Annotated in this window: 15 protein-coding genes; 6 read left to right on the top strand and 9 right to left on the bottom strand. The window is 70.8% G+C overall.

What is annotated here, in order from left to right; translation table 11 throughout:
- Window positions 1-67: 67 nt before the first annotated feature.
- From ACZ7L6_RS35875 to ACZ7L6_RS35860, 4 genes are all read right to left on the bottom strand, one after another.
- Complete coding sequence (locus tag ACZ7L6_RS35875) at window positions 68-817, bottom strand: ABC transporter ATP-binding protein (protein WP_471931355.1); 750 nt, start codon at window positions 815-817, stop codon at window positions 68-70.
- A 35-nt stretch (window positions 818-852) separates the two neighbouring features.
- Entirely contained in the window at window positions 853-1,749 is an 897-nt protein-coding gene (locus ACZ7L6_RS35870) for an ABC transporter permease (protein ID WP_471931353.1), read from the bottom strand.
- Between the two features lie 192 nt (window positions 1,750-1,941).
- Entirely contained in the window at window positions 1,942-2,721 is a 780-nt protein-coding gene (locus tag ACZ7L6_RS35865; RefSeq protein ID WP_471931351.1) for an ABC transporter permease, read from the bottom strand.
- Window position 2,722: 1 nt separating this feature from the next.
- The gene (locus ACZ7L6_RS35860) at window positions 2,723-3,637 is read right to left on the bottom strand and encodes an ABC transporter substrate-binding protein (protein ID WP_471931349.1); all 915 of its coding nucleotides are present in this window, start codon (window positions 3,635-3,637) and stop codon (window positions 2,723-2,725) included.
- 220 nt (window positions 3,638-3,857) lie between these two features.
- Here ACZ7L6_RS35860 and ACZ7L6_RS35855 point away from each other — a divergent pair, with 220 nt between their 5' ends.
- Entirely contained in the window at window positions 3,858-4,640 is a 783-nt protein-coding gene (locus ACZ7L6_RS35855; RefSeq protein WP_471931447.1) for an alpha/beta fold hydrolase, read from the top strand.
- Complete coding sequence (locus tag ACZ7L6_RS35850) at window positions 4,637-5,899, top strand: cytochrome P450 (RefSeq protein ID WP_471931347.1); 1,263 nt, start codon at window positions 4,637-4,639, stop codon at window positions 5,897-5,899. Before ACZ7L6_RS35855 ends, ACZ7L6_RS35850 begins: the two co-directional genes overlap by 4 nt.
- Before the next feature lie 36 nt (window positions 5,900-5,935).
- Here ACZ7L6_RS35850 and ACZ7L6_RS35845 read toward each other — a convergent pair whose 3' ends face one another.
- From ACZ7L6_RS35845 to ACZ7L6_RS35835, 3 genes are all read right to left on the bottom strand, one after another.
- Window positions 5,936-7,123, bottom strand: coding sequence for a damage-control phosphatase ARMT1 family protein (locus tag ACZ7L6_RS35845; protein ID WP_471931345.1), 1,188 nt, complete (start codon window positions 7,121-7,123; stop codon window positions 5,936-5,938).
- Between the two features lie 22 nt (window positions 7,124-7,145).
- Window positions 7,146-7,793 carry a ScbR family autoregulator-binding transcription factor gene (locus tag ACZ7L6_RS35840; protein ID WP_471931343.1) on the bottom strand — a complete coding sequence of 216 codons (648 nt, stop codon included), beginning with the start codon at window positions 7,791-7,793 and terminating at the stop codon, window positions 7,146-7,148.
- Between the two features lie 69 nt (window positions 7,794-7,862).
- Window positions 7,863-8,798 carry a ScbA/BarX family gamma-butyrolactone biosynthesis protein gene (locus ACZ7L6_RS35835; protein WP_471931341.1) on the bottom strand — a complete coding sequence of 312 codons (936 nt, stop codon included), beginning with the start codon at window positions 8,796-8,798 and terminating at the stop codon, window positions 7,863-7,865.
- A gap of 252 nt (window positions 8,799-9,050) precedes the next feature.
- Here ACZ7L6_RS35835 and ACZ7L6_RS35830 point away from each other — a divergent pair, with 252 nt between their 5' ends.
- A complete protein-coding gene (locus ACZ7L6_RS35830) occupies window positions 9,051-9,728 on the top strand; it encodes a ScbR family autoregulator-binding transcription factor (protein WP_471931339.1) in 678 nt (225 codons plus the stop codon).
- A 229-nt stretch (window positions 9,729-9,957) separates the two neighbouring features.
- On the opposite strand, the gene ACZ7L6_RS35825 is transcribed toward ACZ7L6_RS35830, so the two are convergent.
- Window positions 9,958-11,763, bottom strand: coding sequence for a S8 family peptidase (locus ACZ7L6_RS35825; protein ID WP_471931337.1), 1,806 nt, complete (start codon window positions 11,761-11,763; stop codon window positions 9,958-9,960).
- A 536-nt stretch (window positions 11,764-12,299) separates the two neighbouring features.
- Between ACZ7L6_RS35825 and ACZ7L6_RS35820 the strand changes: the two genes are divergently transcribed.
- On the top strand, window positions 12,300-13,217 hold the full coding sequence (locus ACZ7L6_RS35820) for a lytic polysaccharide monooxygenase auxiliary activity family 9 protein (RefSeq protein WP_471931335.1): 918 nt from the start codon (window positions 12,300-12,302) through the stop codon (window positions 13,215-13,217).
- A gap of 18 nt (window positions 13,218-13,235) precedes the next feature.
- On the opposite strand, the gene ACZ7L6_RS35815 is transcribed toward ACZ7L6_RS35820, so the two are convergent.
- Window positions 13,236-13,889 carry a Tat pathway signal sequence domain protein gene (locus ACZ7L6_RS35815; protein ID WP_471931333.1) on the bottom strand — a complete coding sequence of 218 codons (654 nt, stop codon included), beginning with the start codon at window positions 13,887-13,889 and terminating at the stop codon, window positions 13,236-13,238.
- 700 nt (window positions 13,890-14,589) lie between these two features.
- Between ACZ7L6_RS35815 and ACZ7L6_RS35810 the strand changes: the two genes are divergently transcribed.
- On the top strand, window positions 14,590-15,249 hold the full coding sequence (locus tag ACZ7L6_RS35810) for a DUF6230 family protein (protein WP_471931331.1): 660 nt from the start codon (window positions 14,590-14,592) through the stop codon (window positions 15,247-15,249).
- On the top strand, window positions 15,249-15,656 hold the full coding sequence (locus tag ACZ7L6_RS35805; RefSeq protein WP_471931329.1) for a DUF6114 domain-containing protein: 408 nt from the start codon (window positions 15,249-15,251) through the stop codon (window positions 15,654-15,656). Before ACZ7L6_RS35810 ends, ACZ7L6_RS35805 begins: the two co-directional genes overlap by 1 nt.
- Window positions 15,657-15,668: the final 12 nt, after the last annotated feature.

Below are 15,668 nucleotides of genomic sequence, written 5' to 3'. Positions count from 1 at the left end.
GGCGTCAAGAGGTCCTCAGACGCCGGACGCAGAAAGTGAGGCGACCGGCACGAGTAAGTGACCGGCGCTATCTGTTGCGCACCGCCCGCCCCACCTCCGACCTCAGGGCGACGAACTCTGCGAGGCCCCGGGTCGTGATCTGGTCGCGGGGGTCGGGGAGTTCGACCGGTAGGTCCAGGACGATCTTGGCGCCGGGTCCCGGGGAGAGGACGACGACGCGGTCGCCCAGGTACACGCTCTCGTCGATGTCGTGGGTGACGAAGACGATCGTCGTGCCGTCCGTGCGGTGGACCTCCAGGAGGAGGTCCTCCAGGTCCTCGCGGGTCTGGGCGTCCAGGGAGCCGAAGGGTTCGTCCATGAGGAGCAGGGAGGGCCGGCAGACCAGGGCGCGGGCGATCGCCACGCGTTGCTGCATGCCGCCGGAGAGCTGCCAGGGGTGGCGCCGGGCCGTGTCGGTGAGGCCGACCCGGGCCAGGATGCGGTCGGCCTCGGCCCGGCGTTCCGCTCTCGACAGGCCCCGGCGGCGCAGCGGGAGCGCCACGTTCTCGCGGACCGTGAGCCAGGGGTAGAGGGAGCGGGCATAGTCCTGGAAGACCACGGCCAGGTTGTCGGGGACGCCCCGCACGGGCGTGCCGTCGAGTGTGATCGTGCCGTCGTACGCCGGCAGCAGGCCCGCGACGGTGCGCAGAAGGGTGGACTTGCCGCAGCCGGACGGGCCCACGACGCAGAGGAGTTGGCCGTCGGGCACGGTGAGGGTGATGTCGTGCAGGACCTGGTGGTCGCCGTAGTGCTGGCCGACCGCGTCCAATCGGAGCATGGCTGTCCCTGCGCAGAGGTGGTGGGGGGTGAGGGTCATACGGTCGCCGTCCTCCCTATGCCGACGATCCGCTTCTCGACCGCCAGCAGGCCGGTGTTGAGGAGGTAGCCGAGGGCGCCGAGGAGGACCAGCGCCGCCCAGACGGTGAGCAGGTCGGAGCGGGACTGGGCGTCGGTGAGCGTGAAGCCGATGCCGTTGGCGGTGCCCGGGAGGAGTTCCGAGAACACCATGAGGATGAGGGACAGCGAAAGGCTCAGGCGCAGGCCGGCGAAGATGCGGGGCAGGGCGGAGGGCAGGATCAGAAAGCGGAGCCGTTCGGCAGGGGTCAGACGCAGCACTGCGGCGACCTCGAGGCGCAGCGGGTCGGTGTTGCGTGCGCCTTCCGCCGTGTTGATCAGCACCGGCCACACGGCGCTGAAGACGATCGAGGCGATCTGCATCGGCGTACCGAAGTCGAAGACCACGACGAAGACGGGGACCAGGGCAGGCGGCGGCACGGCGCGGGCGAACTGCAGGACGGGGTTGCAGAGGGCGTAAGCGCGTCGCGAGCGGCCGACCGCGACGCCGATTGCGATCCCGGCGACGGCGGCGAGCGCGAACCCGGCGGCCATCCGGCCGAGGCTGGGCAGTACGTCGGCGACGGCGTCCTCGGTGAGGAAGACGTGCCGGACGGGCCCCGAGAACCACAGGTCGCGAGCGTGCCGCACGATCTCCGCGGGCGGCGGGAAGTAGACACTGCCGTGCGCCCGGGCGACCACCTGCCAGACGGCCACGGTGAGCACCAGGACGAGCCAACGGAGCAGGGCGTGACGTACGGCGGCGGAGGCGGGGGCGTGTCGTACGGGCGCACGGCGCCGGACACGACGTACATCGGCCGGCGACCGGCCACGAGTCCCGGCGGGCTCCGATGCGGTGCTGCGGGGGCGGTCCATCAGCGCTCACCGCGGCGTGATCGGGCCGACGGCACGGCTGCGGAGGTGGGTGCGGGCGTCGGGGTGGGAGTGGGAGTGGGAGTGGGGCTGGGGGTGGGTCGTGCGGGGCTGAGTGGGGCCCATGACGTGAGTCCGCGGCGTGCCGTGCGGGACGGCCCACCCACGGCCACGCTCCACGCCCTCACCAGCTCGTCACCCCTCATCCCGCCACCCCGGCGTCCAGGGAAACAACCGCCGCTCCCCCCACACCAGCACGCCATTGATGACCAGCCCCAGAACACCCGCCCACACAACCCCCGCCAGCACATCCCGCGTCCCGTCCGTCGCCAGTCCCGCCTGGGCGATGAACATGCCGAGGCCTTCGCCGAAGCCGGAGAGGATCTCCGTGGCGACGGCCAGGATGAGGGCGACCGCGGCCGAGATGCGGATGCCGGCGGCGATGAAGGGGGCCGTGCCCGGTAGTTCGACGCGGAGGAGGACGGCGAGGCGGCCGAAGCCGAAGGCGCGGAGGGTGTCCTTGGCCAGGGGGTCGGTCTCGCCGAGGCCGTAGACGGTGTTGAAGAGGATCGGCCAGACCGACGCGTACGTCACCAGCGCGACCTTGGTCTCGGTGCCCGAACCGAGGAGGAGGGAGACCAGCGGGATCAGCGCGACGGACGGCAGCGGACGCAGGAACTCGATGATCGCGCGTACGGCGGCGTCGACGACCGGCACACTGCCCAGCACCAGCCCGACCGGCACCGCGATGGCACAGGCGAGCCCGAGCCCGAGCGCCCACGCCCGCAGGGTGGCCCCGATGCCGTCCAGGAAGGCCGCATCGCCCGCCAACTCGACTGCTCGGGCCAGGACTTCGGAGGCGGGCGGCAGATAGCTGCGCCGCACGAGACCGGCCCGGGAGACGGCCTCGCAGGCCCCGAACGCCAGCACCACGCCCAAGGCGCCCAGCAGCAGCTGCTCCCGACGGCCCGTCACGTCACTTGACCATCAGCGGCGCCGGGTCGATCGGCTTCTTCAGCATCCCCTGCTTCTCCATGAGGTCGGTGAGCCGGGTGAGCTGCGCGGCGTCCATCGTGGGCGGAAAGACCGGCAGGTCGATGGACTCGGCCTGCTTCTCGGTGACCTTGGTGTACGTCGGCAGGGTGTCGCGCACGACGGACGGGTCCTTCTCGGCGATCCGCACGGCCGCCCTGATGGCCCGCTGGAAGGCCGTCAGCGTCTTGGCGTTCCTGTCGGCGTACTCGCTCGTGCTGATGTATCCGCTGAGGGGGATGGCCTCCACCGGTGCGGACGAGCCGTCGACGAGGACCCTCGCCTTCAACTCGTCCTGGATGGACGTGTCGTAGGGCTCGACCGCGTGCACGGCGTCGACCTGCCCCTTGTCCAGAGCCGCACCCATCTGCGGGAAGGGGATCGCCCGGTAGACGGGGCGGCCGATGCCCTGTTTCGCCAGGATCTCGTCGAAGGTGAGCGACTGGACGTTGTTCAGGGTGTTGACCGCGAGCTTCTTGCCCTCGAGGTCGGCGACGGTCTTGATGTCCGAGTCCTCGGGCACCAGGACCTCCATCATGCGCGGCGCGGCCCTGATCGCCTCGGCGACGATCCGGATGTCGAGCGTGCCCTGCTCATGGGCCTGCAGATAGGTGACGTAGTTCGCGCTCGCGACCATGTCGATCTGCCCCTTGGCGAGGGCCGGCAGCGCCTGGAGGCTCTGCTGGACCTGCTGGATGCGGACGTCGAGGCCCTCCTTCTCGAACAGGCCGCGGTCCCGCGCGATGTAGAGGGCGGCGCAGTCGATCAGGGGCAGGGCAGCCACGGTGACCGTGTCGCGCCCGTCCGCCGAAGACGTGGAGTCCCCGTCGTCGCCGCAGGCCGTGAGTGCCACCAGCATGAAGGTGACCGTGGCGGCCGCGACTCTCCCCGTTCCCGTGCGCAATTGGCGTAACGGCATGTCGACATGACTACCAAGAAATTGTCATGATCACCACAGCGATCAGTGCCTTGGTCAGCGCACCGATCACGCCATGGAGTCGCCGGGAGCAGATGAACGCCGCTGTGGCAATCTGTCGGCCTTCACCGAAATGCGCCACCTTGGTCGCATGACCTCCAACATGAACTCCTACACGCTCCCGCACGAGCTGCACGGCGACGGCTCCCACAAGGTGTTCGCCGTGCACGGCTGGTTCGCCGATCGCTCCGCCTACGCGGGCGTCCTTCCCGACCTCGACCGCACGGAGTTCACCTACGCCCTCGTCGATCTGCGCGGCTACGGCGGCGCGAAGCACGCCGTAGGCGCGTACACGACGGCCGAAGCGGCCCTCGACCTGGTGGAACTGGCCGACCGGCTCGGCTGGGAGCGCTTCTCGGTGGTCGGGCACTCGATGGGCGGCGCGGTCGGCCAGCGTCTCCTCGCCGTGGCCCCGCACCGGCTGCGCAGGCTGGTCGGGGTCTCGCCGGTGCCCGCGTCGGGGCTGGCGCTGCCGCCGGAGCAGTGGGAGCTGTTCGCGGACGCGGCGCACAAGCCGGAGAACCGGCGCGCCATCATCGACATCACCACGGGTGGCCGCCGCCCGGCCGCCTGGCTCGACCGTATGGTGACCCGTTCGCTCGCGGTCAGCGACCAGAAGGCGTTCCGTGCCTGGCTGGACTCCTGGGCCGGGGAGGACTTCCACACCCAGGTCGAGGGCGCTCCGGTGCCCGCGCTCGCCGTGGCCGGCGCCCTCGACCCGGCCCTGTCCGCCGACCTCCTCCGCGGGACATGGATGACCTGGTATCCCCGCGCCGAGCTGCACGAACTGGCCGCAGCCGGCCACTACGCGATGGACGAGACCCCGCTGGAGCTGATCCGAGTGGTGGAGGACTTCCTGCGCGCCGACGAGAGCGGGCAGGCGTGACGGTCCACCACGCTCCGCCCGTCCCCGACGTCTTCGACCCCCGGCGGTACGCCACCGGCGTCCCGTACGACGCCTATCGCATCCTGCGCGACCACCACCCGGTTGCCCGGCAGGAGGAGCCCGAGGTGCTGGGCTGGCCTGCCGGGCCCGGGTTCTGGGCGGTGACCCGGCATGCGGACGTGGTGCGCGTACTCAAGGACTCGGCGACGTACTCCTCCTACATCGGCGCGACCCAGATCCGCGACCCGGACCCGGCCGACCTGCCGTTCATCCGGCGCATGATGCTCAATCAGGACCCGCCGGGGCACGGCCGCCTGAGACGGCTGGTCAGCCGGGCCTTCACACCCGGACGCAGCGACCGCTTCGCCAAGGTCGCACAGGACCGGGCCCGCACGCTCCTCACGCGCGCGCTGGAGGAGGCCCGCGCTGCGGACGGCACCGTCGACCTGGTCACCGCGGTCACCGACGACTACGCCCTGCTCAACCTCTCCGACCTGCTCGGCGTGCCCGAGGCCGACCGCAGGCTGTTGCTGCACTGGACGCAGCGGGTGATCGGGTACCAGGACCCGGACGAGTCAGGGCCGCCGGTGCGGGACGCGGCGGGCAGGCCGGTCAACCCGCGCTCGCCCGCGCTGCTGCGGGACATGTTCGGGTACGCCCAGCAACTGGCCGCGCACAAACGACGGTTCCCCGACGACGACGTGATGACCACCCTCGCCCACGACGCCGAACTCGCCGCGCCCGAGCTGGAGATGTTCTTCTTCCTGCTCACCGTCGCGGGCAACGACACCGTCCGCAGCGCCGCACCCGGCGGTCTGCTCGCCCTCGCCGAACACCCCGAGGGGTACGACCATCTGCGCCACGGACGCGTCGAACCCGCCTCGGCCGTCGACGAGTTGCTCCGCTGGCACCCGCCCGTCCTCACCTTCCGCCGCACCGCCGCCCAGGACACCGAACTGGCCGGCCGTCGCATCCGCGCAGGCGACAAGGTGGTCGTCTTCCACGCCTCCGCCAACCGCGACGAGCGGGTCTTCACCGACCCTGACCGGCTGGATCTGTCCCGCAGCCCGAACCCGCACGTCTCCTTCGGCGACGGTCCGCACGTCTGCCTGGGCGCGCACTTCGCGCGGCTCCAGTTGCGCGTGCTCTACCAGGAGACCCTGCGCCTGCTGCCGGTCCTGCGGACGGCGGGGCCGCCGAGACGGCTGGTGTCGAACTTCATCAACGGTCTCAAATCGCTGCCCGTACAGATCACATGAACCGTTGCGGTCGACCGTGGCCGTCGAGCGTGACGGTCACGTCCGTACCTGGATCAGCGCATGCGTCCCGCCGGTCCGCCACTTCTGCCCCTCCGCCTCGTCCAGCGTCGCCTCCGTGCGGGCGTCCAGGCCGGTGATCACGTCGGACTTCAGGGTGCGCAGGGCGGCGACCGGTCCGGGGAAGTGGGCGGTGACGTCGGTGAACGGCGTGGTCGGCGGCCAGAGCCGGTCGCCGACGAGGCGGCGGTAGTTGAGGTCGCCCTTGACGAGGGTGAGGGTGGCCGAGGCCAGCTCCTCGCGGAGGTCGCCGGGCAGCGCCGCGAAGGGGAGTGGGGCGCTGGAGAACGGGTGGGCGCGGACGGTGAGGCGGCCGTCCCCCATCGCCGACCAGAGCGTGCGTCCGTACGTCGCGGCCGCGCCCGGTGCCGCCGTCAGCCGGCGCAGGGCGTCGAGTACGTCGGCGTGCGTGGCGTCGGAGACGTAGTAGGGGTACGGCTTGACGTGGAGGACGGCCCGTTCGACACGCCCCTGGGTGAGGAGGTGGGCGATGAGGAGCAGGTCGGGGACGAGTTCGCGGCCCGCGTTGTCGGCGATCAGGCAGAGGGTGGCCGAGCCGGTGGGCGGGAGCAGGGACCAGAGCGCCGCGCTGTCGTCGGCCACCAGGGGCGGAGTGTCCGAGGAGGTCTCGTCGTGCCCGCCCGACAGCCGGAAGCCGAGGTCCGCGCGATTGCCCCACAGTGAGCCGTGCAGCAACGCCCGGTCCTGCTCGTCGGCGGGCCGGTCCGCGAGGGCGTCGAGGGCGGCCAGCTCCTCGTCCGTCTCCGGAGCGTCGAGTTCGGCCAGCTTGGAGGGGCGGAACGGGTCGATGCCCTGCCAGGGGCCCGGGGCGAAGTAGCCGACGGCTTCGAGGAGTTGGCGGTAGAAGTAACTCTCCGACCACAGCCACGGTACGTCGAACCAGGACCGGCCGGTGTATGTGTCGACGCCCCAGGCCGTCCAGCGGTCGCGGTCGTGCGCGTCGGTGGGGAGCGGTTCGATCACGCCCTTGGTGCAGCTCGCGTGGAGCGCGTCCAGCGTGCGGTGCTGCTCGGGGCCGTACGGGAAGGAGTCCCGCACCTGCTCGATGATCGCGGGATGCCGTTCCGCGAGCACGCTGTGCGGGAACGCGCCGGGTTCGTTGCCGAGGAGCACCGGCGCGAGCGGGGTGTCGGACCTGTCGGGCATGCGCCTCACCGTATCGCGGGCGTCATACGGCTCTGATCTCCCGCTCCAGCTGTGTCGTGAGCGCGAGGTAGGGGGCCCGGCGGGGTACGGGGACCAGGCCCCGGATCACGAGGCGCCACATCTCGGCCACTCTGCGGGGCTGGCGTGCGACGGGTTCGAGGGAGCGGCCGACGACTCGGGTGCCGACGAAGAAGCAGACCAGGGAGTGCGCCGCGGCCTCGACGTCGACGTCCGGGTGGATGTCGGACTCCTTGGCGGCAGCGTGGAGTTTGCGGGTGGCTATGTCCAGCAGTTCGGTGAAGGGATGCCGCAGCGGCGGCCGGATCACCACTCCCCCGGTGGCCAGGCGCAGGCCGGCGCGGGGTATCGGGCCCTCGACGCTCAGCCGTGTGATGCCGAATGTCGTGCGCATCAGGGCCTCCAGCGAGGAGTGGCCCCGGGCGTCCATTTCGCACGCCACCTGACGGGAGGCCCTGGACTGGAGCTCCATGATGGCCTGGGCGAGGTCCTCCTTCGCCGCGAAGTGGAAGTACAGGGCGCCCTTGGTGACTTGGGCGTGTTCGACGATGTCGCTCAGGCTGGTCGACTCGTAGCCGTGACGGTCGAACAGCTCGGCGGCGGCTGTGAGGATCGTGGTGCGGGTCTGCTCGGCGCGTAACTGCCTCACCATCGACTGGATCCTCCTGGCCTGAAAAGAACGGGACATGTCGTTTGTTTCTTACTCACCGTACAAGATAGCTCACTCCTCCTCGGTCCCGACGGCGCATTCGAAGACCGTCGACTCCCCCTGCCGCCCCAGGACATGGACGTCGGCGCCGTACGCCCCCTGCTTGTCGAGCGCCTCTATCCAGGTGGGCCGGTCGAGTTCGGCGTACTGGTGGAAGACGATGTGGAACGACACGGGTGTTCGGCGGCCGTCGCGGGCCCGGACGGCCTGGCGGGCGGCCTCGAGCAACAGCATGCCGGGCACATGATCAAGTGGATGGTCGAAAAAAACAGCATGACCGGTATCGACTCGCAACTGCCAGCGGTCGGGGCGGTCGGACGGGGCGAGGACGACGTCTGCGGGCAGGGCGCGGCCCACGGCGGCAGGCGGCAGACCGGGCGGGACGGGCAGCGCGGAGACGGTGGCCTCGGTACGGCCGCCGCGCAGCCTTCGGTAGACGGCCTCGCTGGTCCAGGTGGCGGCGGTGTGCGCGGTCGCCACACGTTCACCGCCGAGCCGCATGTCCGCGTCATAGCTGAAGCCGGCCGGGCGGCCGCCGCGGTGGTCGACGTCGGAGACAGCGATGTGCAGGGCCGGTTCGGCGGGTGCGGGACCGACGGCCAGATGTTCGGGGCGGAAGGCTAGCCGCATTTCCTTCAGCACGAACTTGTGTCCCAGGGGGACTTCGTAGGCGGTGTGCGCTATGAGGGTGCCGGCCTGGCGGACGGTCTCCGCGACGAGCAGCGGATCGTACGTCCTTCGGTCCGGCGACACGTGTAACTGATGAGCGCGAGGCCATTCGGCGAAGACGGTGAACCGGTCGGTGTCGGTGCCGGTCCCACCGGTGATCAGCGTTTCGGCCACCGAGGCACGGTGGACGAGCTGGCGGGGTACGGTGGCGGTCAGGCCTTCCGGCACCGCCGAGATCTCGGCGAGCGGGTTCGTGGCGTGCTGCCGCGGATGAGGCATGTCCCCTCCTGTGGGTCCCCCGTGTGTGCGTTGACATACGGCGAGGTGCCCGTGCCGCGAGCGTTAGAGTACGAGGCGACCGGTTTGTTTTCAATGCGGCCTCGGGTCGCCCGGCCGTGCCCGAATCCGCTCCGGCGCACGCCCGGGCGCACAGGTCAACTCGGCGCAGCCACAAGGGTGCGCCGGTGTCGAGGGGCCCTCGGCACACGGCCTGGAGTGCCCGGAGGCGACGGAATATATGGAGGGGCGGTTATGGCGAGGCAGGAGCGCGCCATCAGAACGCGGCGGGTGATCGTGGAGGCCGCGGGCGCGGTCTTCGACGAGCACGGGTACGCCGCGACCACCATCTCGATGGTCCTGGAGCGGGCAGAGGTGACCAAGGGCGCCCTGTATTTCCACTTCCCCTCCAAGGAATCCCTCGCCCAGGCAGTGCTGGACGAGCAGTTGTCGCTCGGAGCGGTGCCGCCGCAGCCGTGCAAGCTGCAGGAACTGGTCGACATGACCTACGTGTTCGGGCAGCGGCTGCTCAGCAACTCCCTGCTCAAGGGCAGTGTGCGGCTGGCGGTGGACCAGAGCGCACCACCCGGCGTGGACCACTCAGGGCCGTTCCGGCAGTGGGCGGATCACCTGGTGGTGCTCCTGGAACAGGCCCGTGACCAGGGTGAGTTGCTGCCCACCGTGCAGCCCGCGCAGACGGCGGAGCTGCTGGTCGGGGCGTTCGCCGGCATCCAGCTGATGTCCCGGGCGCTGACCGACCGGGCCGATCTGGCGGAGCGGATCTCGGTCCTGTGGGGCCACCTCCTGCCCAGCATCGCCCTGCCGGCTCTGCTGACCGGCATCGACTGGGAATCCGACCGCGGAGCCCGTGTTCTGGCCACCCTCGACACGGCGGACGCCGACGACGTCGCCATGGACTTGTCCGCACATTGAGTGAACGACACCGACCGGAGCGACGGTTTCCGTCGGGCCGGTCGGGGGTGCCACGGACGGTCGTTGCGCGCCGCGGGCGGGCGGTGGGTGCCCCGGAACGTCATGAACGACGGGCCGGCCGATGCCCCATCCGCACCGGCCGGCCCGCCCGCCTGTGATACGCGCCTGTCCGGCGCGCCTGTTCAGTTGCCGGCCGGGGCTGTCACCCGCGGCCGTCGTCCGCCTCCGCTCAGAAGGTCAGCTTCCAGCTGTTGAGCCTGCCCGTGTCCTGGGCCGCCACGTCCTGGACGCGCAGCTTCCAGGTGCCGTTGGCGACCTCGCTCGAGGCGTTCACCGTGTAGGTGGTGTTGACGTTGTCCGCGGAGTCCGAGGAGCTCGAGGACTTCAGGCGGTAGCTCGTACCGTCCGGGGCGACCAGGTCGATCACCAGGTCACCGCGGTAGGTGTGCGTGATGTCCACACCGACCTGAAGGGCCGAGGGCGCGCTGCCGCTGCGGCCGCTGACGGTGATCGGGGACTCGATCGCGGAGCTGTTGTCCGGGATGGAGACCGCGGAGGTGCTGGTGAAGGTGGTGCCCCCCGTCGAGCCGCCGGAGCCGCTCACCGCCTGCACCGTCTTGGCCGCGTCCGCGAGTCCCGCACCGCAGCCGCCCGAGCAGGTGCCGGGAAGAGCACGCGAGTTGGTCTTGATCGCGGACTCGATCTGGGCCGGGGTCAGCGCGGAGTTCGCCGACTTCATCAGCGCGGCGAGGCCCGCGATGTGCGGGGCGGCCATGCTGGTGCCCTGGTAGTACTTGTACGTCTCGCTCGACGGGCCCTGGGTGCCGGTGTTCAGCGTGGACAGGATGCCGTTGGCGGTGGTGGTGCGGGTCTCGCCGCCGGGGGCCGCGATGTCCACGGTCGAGCCGTAGTTGGAGTAGTAGGCCTTGGAACCGGAGCGGCCCAGCGCGGCCACCGAGATGACGTTGTTGCAGCTGGCCGGCGAGTAGTTGGCCGCGTTGTCGTTCTCGTTGCCCGCCGCGACGACCACCGTGGTGCCGCGGTTGACGGCCGCGTTGATGGCGCTCTGGGTGGCGGCCGTGCAGGCGCCGCCACCGCCCAGGCTCATGTTGATGACCTTGGCGACGTTGGCGTTGGCGGGTACACCGGAGACGGTACCGCCGGACGCCCAGGTGATGGCGTCGATGATGTCGGAGTCGTAGCCGCCGCACTGGCCGAGGACTCGCAGCGGGGAGACCTTCGCGCCGTAGGCGATGCCCGCGACGCCCTTGCTGTTGTTGGTGACCGCGGCGATGGTGCCGGCGACGTGGGTGCCGTGCCAGGAGGACGTGGTGGCCGTCCAGTCACTGGCGCACTGGCCGTCGGTGGTCCAGTCGCCCGGGTCGGCAGGGTTGCTGTCGCGGCCGTTGCCGTCGTTGGAGACCGCGGTGTCGCCGATGAAGTCGTAGCCCGCGACGATGTTGGCACCGAGGTCGGAGTGGGTGACGTAACCGGTGTCGATGACGGCGACGGTGACCCCGCTGCCGGTGGCGATGTCCCAGGCGCCCGGGACGCGCATGCCGGCGGTGGTCTCGAACAGGTCCCACTGCTTGCTGTACTCGGTGTCGTTGGGCGTGGCCGTCGGCTTGTTCAGCCGGTCCGGTACGACGTAGGCGACCTGCGGGTCGGCCTGGTACTCGGCGACGACGTCGGCGACGTCCGCCTTGGTGAGGTGCTCGCCCAGGTCGACGAGGGCGGCGCCGGAGCCGAGGCGGCGCTGGAAGTCGAGGTCCTCGCCGGCCTCCTTGCCCTTGGCGGCGGCGTCGGCCTCGGCGGCCTTGTTCGACTTGGCCTCGGCGGCGCCGGACTTGTAGCCGACGATGAGGCGCTCGGCCGGGGTGCCGGGGGCGGCCTCCGTCTGCGCCGCCGGTGCGGCGGCTTCCTGGGGAGCGGGTTCCTGGGCCACGGCGACCGTGGTGGTGGCGGCCGTGAACAGCGCGGCGGAGACCGCGGCGACGGATATCAGCTTCCGTCTGAGGGGTGCAGAGGTACGCAAGGGCTTGCCTTTCGTGGGGCCGGCCGTACTCCGGGCAGCGCGGAGCGGCGGTCGAATTCGCTTCGTCGTCGAAGCGGCGGGGGGTACGTCGAAAGTGCATTGCGGGGATGCGGCGGCCGGCCTGGCGCGAGCAACGACCCGTTCGGGGTTACCTGTGGGTCGGCTGTGGTCGAACGATAGGCAAAGAGCAGGTCATAGGGATACAGGGGAAACCCTCGATCCGGCCGGAAACCCACCCTTGGCGTCCGCCGGCTGAACAGGTACGGCGCGATTTGCGGTGAATGCCGCGCACTGAACGCGCCGAGCCGCTGTCCCGTATTCCACAGGAGCAGACCGTTCCCGCGCCGGCCGAGGAGAGGTTTCGGATGTCCCGGACGACCGCACACCGCACTGCCCTGAGTGCTTCGATGGGAGTGCCACGATGGGCTGTCGTTCGGCTCCGGCGCCATCGTGGCCGGTCACGCCCGGGCGGCGGAAGCCGCATCTTCAATACAGCCCAGCGCCCCTTTGGCGCGCTGCCGTTGGCGACCGCCGTCATGAGTCCCCTGCTGCTGAGTGTCCTTGCGGCCGGGCCCGCGCTGGCGCACGGTGCGCCGACCGATCCGGTCAGCCGGGTGTACGCCTGCTCCCCCGACGGCGGCAGCGCGTCGCGGTCGGCGGCGTGCCGGGCGGCGGTCGCCTCGAACGGCGCTCCCTTCACCGCCTGGGACAACCTGCGCATCGCGAACGTGAACGGCCGGGACCGCCAGGTCGTCCCCGACGGACAGCTGTGCAGCGGCGGGCTGCCCGCCTACCGGGGCCTCGATCTCGCCCGCGCCGACTGGCCGTCGACCCGGCTGACGCCGGGCGCCACCCTGACCATGCGGTACGTCTCGACGATCCCGCACACCGGCACCTTCCGGCTCTACCTCACCAAGCCCGGCTACGACCCGACGAAGCCGCTCACCTGGTCCGACCTGCCGGACAAGCCGTTCGCGGAAGTGACGGACCCGGCGCTGACGGACGGGGCGTACCGGATCAGGGCGAAGCTGCCGTCCGACCGGTCCGGGCGGCATGTGCTGTACACCGTCTGGCAGAACAGCAGCACACCGGACACGTACTACTCGTGCTCGGACGTGGTGTTCCCGGCGGACGGGAACGGGAGCGCCAAGGGGAGCGGTGGCGGGAGCGCGACTTCGGCCACCGCGGACGGGGAGCGCGACAACGGCCGTACGGCCGCCAGTGCTTCGCCGACGAAGGGGTCGCGCGCAACGGGGCCGCGTACGACCGCCCCGCCCACCGCCTCCTCGCCGAGCGGCGCCGAGACCCCGCGCGCCGGGGACGACAGCACGCCGGTGGCGTCCAGCGGGGCCGCCGGCGCGGGACCCTCGACGCCGCTGCTGGCGGGCGGCGCCGCCGCGGTGCTGGTGCTCACCGGGGGCGCCGCCCTGGCGCTGCGGTTGCGCCGGAGGTGAACTCCGGGGTGGCGCGGGTCAGTTGACGTACACCGCCTGGCCGGCGCCGGTCACCGGGGCGTACTTGGCGGTGAAGTAGCCGTTGGCGAAGCAGAGGGACGAGCCGGAGACCTTGGTGAACTGCGCGGCGGCGAAGTTGATGCTGTTGTCGGCGTTGCTCGCGGTGCCGGACAGGCTGGGGGCCTGGTAGACGCAGTTGATGCTGCCCAGCAGGGTCCGCAGCACGACCGTCGTCTGGATGGTGGAGCCCTCGGCCGGGGTGACGGTGACGGTGCCGTCGGAGGACACGGCGGCGCTGTACGGCAGGTTGTTGACCGTGATGCTGGTGACGCCGAGCACGCCGACCACATTGGTGGTGCAGCTCGCGGCGTCGAAGGTGTGCGCGGTGACGGACTCCGTCGCGGTCCCGGGCGCGCCGGGGTTGTCGGTCACGGTGGCGGTGAACTGCGACGACGTGCAGGAGATGCCGCTCGTTCCGGTCGCGCTGGAGTAGAACGTGGCGGCGGTGCCGCTCGCCAGCGGCGCGGTGAGGACCTCGCCGGCCGCGACCGCCGTACCGCCGACGGAGCCGGTGGTGAGGACGGCGCCGTCGGCCGCGGACGCGGGGGCGGCCAGGGGGAGGGTGAGGGCGGCGACGGTGCCGGCGAGGGTGAGGAGGGTGCGTGCGCGCATGCGGGTGTACCTCGTCTTTCGTTGCGGGGGTGTGCCCTGACGGCCTGAGGGCCCAGGGGGTTCGGGGAGTCGGTGGGGGGCGGGGAGTCTGCGCGGGTGCGCGAGTCGGTGGGGGTGCGCGAGTCGGCGTGTGCCGTTGCCGGTCCGTGACGCCTTCTCCGTACGGCACGGACCGGCAACGGCAGCCCGGCCGGTGGCCGGCCGGAGACCTGGGGAGGGCTCCGGCCGGACCGGGCGGGGGGTGGCCGGCACGGACCGAGGGGGGAAGCGACCGTGACGGCGCCAGGGAGTGATCTCGCGAAAGGGAAATGTGAAGGACATCAGGTCCGGGAACGCGGGCGGAGGCCGCGCGGCGGCGGATCCGGCGCCACGGATCCAGGGGGGAGCCAGGGAGAGTTGTAGACCTGAGGGGCAGTCAACGTCAAGCGTTCGTAAGGGAGTTGAAGTCGAGTCGACGGCTCCGGGCGGCTGCGGGGGAGCTCATGAAGCACAGGCGACACACAATCAACACTCTTTTTCCACAAGCGCCTTGACCCTCGACTGTAACCCCCGGTAACTTCCCGGCTGGCTACTACGGAGTACGAGAAAGCCCTTGCATTCACCGGGAGTTGTGAGGAGGCGTGCGCCGTGGGCGCTGTCCGCGCCAGGACAACGTGCCGCTGATGCCCTACCCGCACTTTCTCTGCACCTGGGAGCAGTTATGGCCTCGTCCGAGAACCCGGAAAGCGGTTCCGTTTCCGAAGCATCCGAAACCCCCGACGGCCCCGCGAGACGCGGCCGGGTCCGGGCGCGCCGGGCCGCCGTGATGGCGGTGCCGGCCACCCTGATCGCCGGCACCCTCGCCGTCCTCACCGCCGAGGGCGCGCTGGGCGTCCAGTTCGCCATCTCCGGCATGCCCTTCACGGTCACCGCGACCGAGCTCAACGGCACCGGGTTCGAGCAGTTCGGCGGCCTCGACCAGATGGCGCCGGGCAGCCCCAACGAGGGGAACACCGGCGGCCAGGTGCTGGTCGTCACGTCCGCGATCAAGAGTGCGACGCTCACGAAGCTGTGCCAGAGCGTCGATCTCGGCGGCACGAACCTGCTGATCACCGCGGGTGGTGGGGCCGAGAAGGTGACCGCGAGCGATCTGACCACCGACTCGACCGAGCTGTCGGGTGACGCGGCGTTCAACAACATCGAGATCGGCAACGATGCGAGCACGTTGACCAAGGCCGGGGTGAAGGGGCCGATCGGTGTCTTCAGTCAGCAGGCGGACACCGTGCGCATCGCCAACCTGCGGCAGACCAACTACGCCACGACCGCCGGGGTGTTCAAGCTTCCCGGCCTGAAACTCCGCTTCAGCGACTCGGGTTGCTGATGAGCGGGCGTACGGAGTTCAGGTCGGCCCTCCGTCGTTGGCGGGCCGACCGGCCGTTCTGGGGCGGGCTGTTGCTCGCCCTGGGCGGGGCGGAGATCCTGCTGACCATGAAGGCGTCGCTGAAGGTCGTTCTTCATGTCGGGATGCAGGGGCTGGCGGGGTATCTGCTGCCGGCCCTGATGCTGTTGCTCGGTCTGCTGATCCTCTTCAATCCGGCGCAGCGGCTGTTCTACTCGATCACGGCTGTCCTGCTGTCGCTGGGGACCTGGCTCACGTCCAACCTGGGCGGCTTCTTCGTGGGGCTTCTCCTGGGGGTTGTGGGGAGTTGCCTCGCCTTCGGCTGGTTGCCTGATCAGGAGCCCCGTAAAGGCCGTAGGCAGCGGCGAAGCGCCGTGGCATCCGGTTGAGTTCGAGCAGGA

The sequence above is a fragment of the Streptomyces sp. NPDC107522 genome (genome assembly GCF_055657525.1).
Note: the sequence above shows the minus strand (reverse complement) of the source record. Positions and strands in the feature narration are given on the sequence as shown.

Coding starts and splice junctions, on each gene's coding strand:
- ACZ7L6_RS35855 (WP_471931447.1), top strand. CDS start 3,858: ATGAACTCCTACACGCTCCCGCACGAGCTGCACGGCGACGGCTCCCAC.
- ACZ7L6_RS35810 (WP_471931331.1), top strand. CDS start 14,590: ATGGCCTCGTCCGAGAACCCGGAAAGCGGTTCCGTTTCCGAAGCATCC.
- ACZ7L6_RS35805 (WP_471931329.1), top strand. CDS start 15,249: ATGAGCGGGCGTACGGAGTTCAGGTCGGCCCTCCGTCGTTGGCGGGCC.
- ACZ7L6_RS35845 (WP_471931345.1), bottom strand. CDS start 7,123: ATGCCCGACAGGTCCGACACCCCGCTCGCGCCGGTGCTCCTCGGCAAC.
- ACZ7L6_RS35835 (WP_471931341.1), bottom strand. CDS start 8,798: ATGCCTCATCCGCGGCAGCACGCCACGAACCCGCTCGCCGAGATCTCG.
- ACZ7L6_RS35870 (WP_471931353.1), bottom strand. CDS start 1,749: ATGGACCGCCCCCGCAGCACCGCATCGGAGCCCGCCGGGACTCGTGGC.
- ACZ7L6_RS35830 (WP_471931339.1), top strand. CDS start 9,051: ATGGCGAGGCAGGAGCGCGCCATCAGAACGCGGCGGGTGATCGTGGAG.
- ACZ7L6_RS35860 (WP_471931349.1), bottom strand. CDS start 3,637: ATGCTGGTGGCACTCACGGCCTGCGGCGACGACGGGGACTCCACGTCT.
- ACZ7L6_RS35820 (WP_471931335.1), top strand. CDS start 12,300: ATGAGTCCCCTGCTGCTGAGTGTCCTTGCGGCCGGGCCCGCGCTGGCG.
- ACZ7L6_RS35875 (WP_471931355.1), bottom strand. CDS start 817: ATGCTCCGATTGGACGCGGTCGGCCAGCACTACGGCGACCACCAGGTC.
- ACZ7L6_RS35815 (WP_471931333.1), bottom strand. CDS start 13,889: ATGCGCGCACGCACCCTCCTCACCCTCGCCGGCACCGTCGCCGCCCTC.
- ACZ7L6_RS35840 (WP_471931343.1), bottom strand. CDS start 7,793: ATGGTGAGGCAGTTACGCGCCGAGCAGACCCGCACCACGATCCTCACA.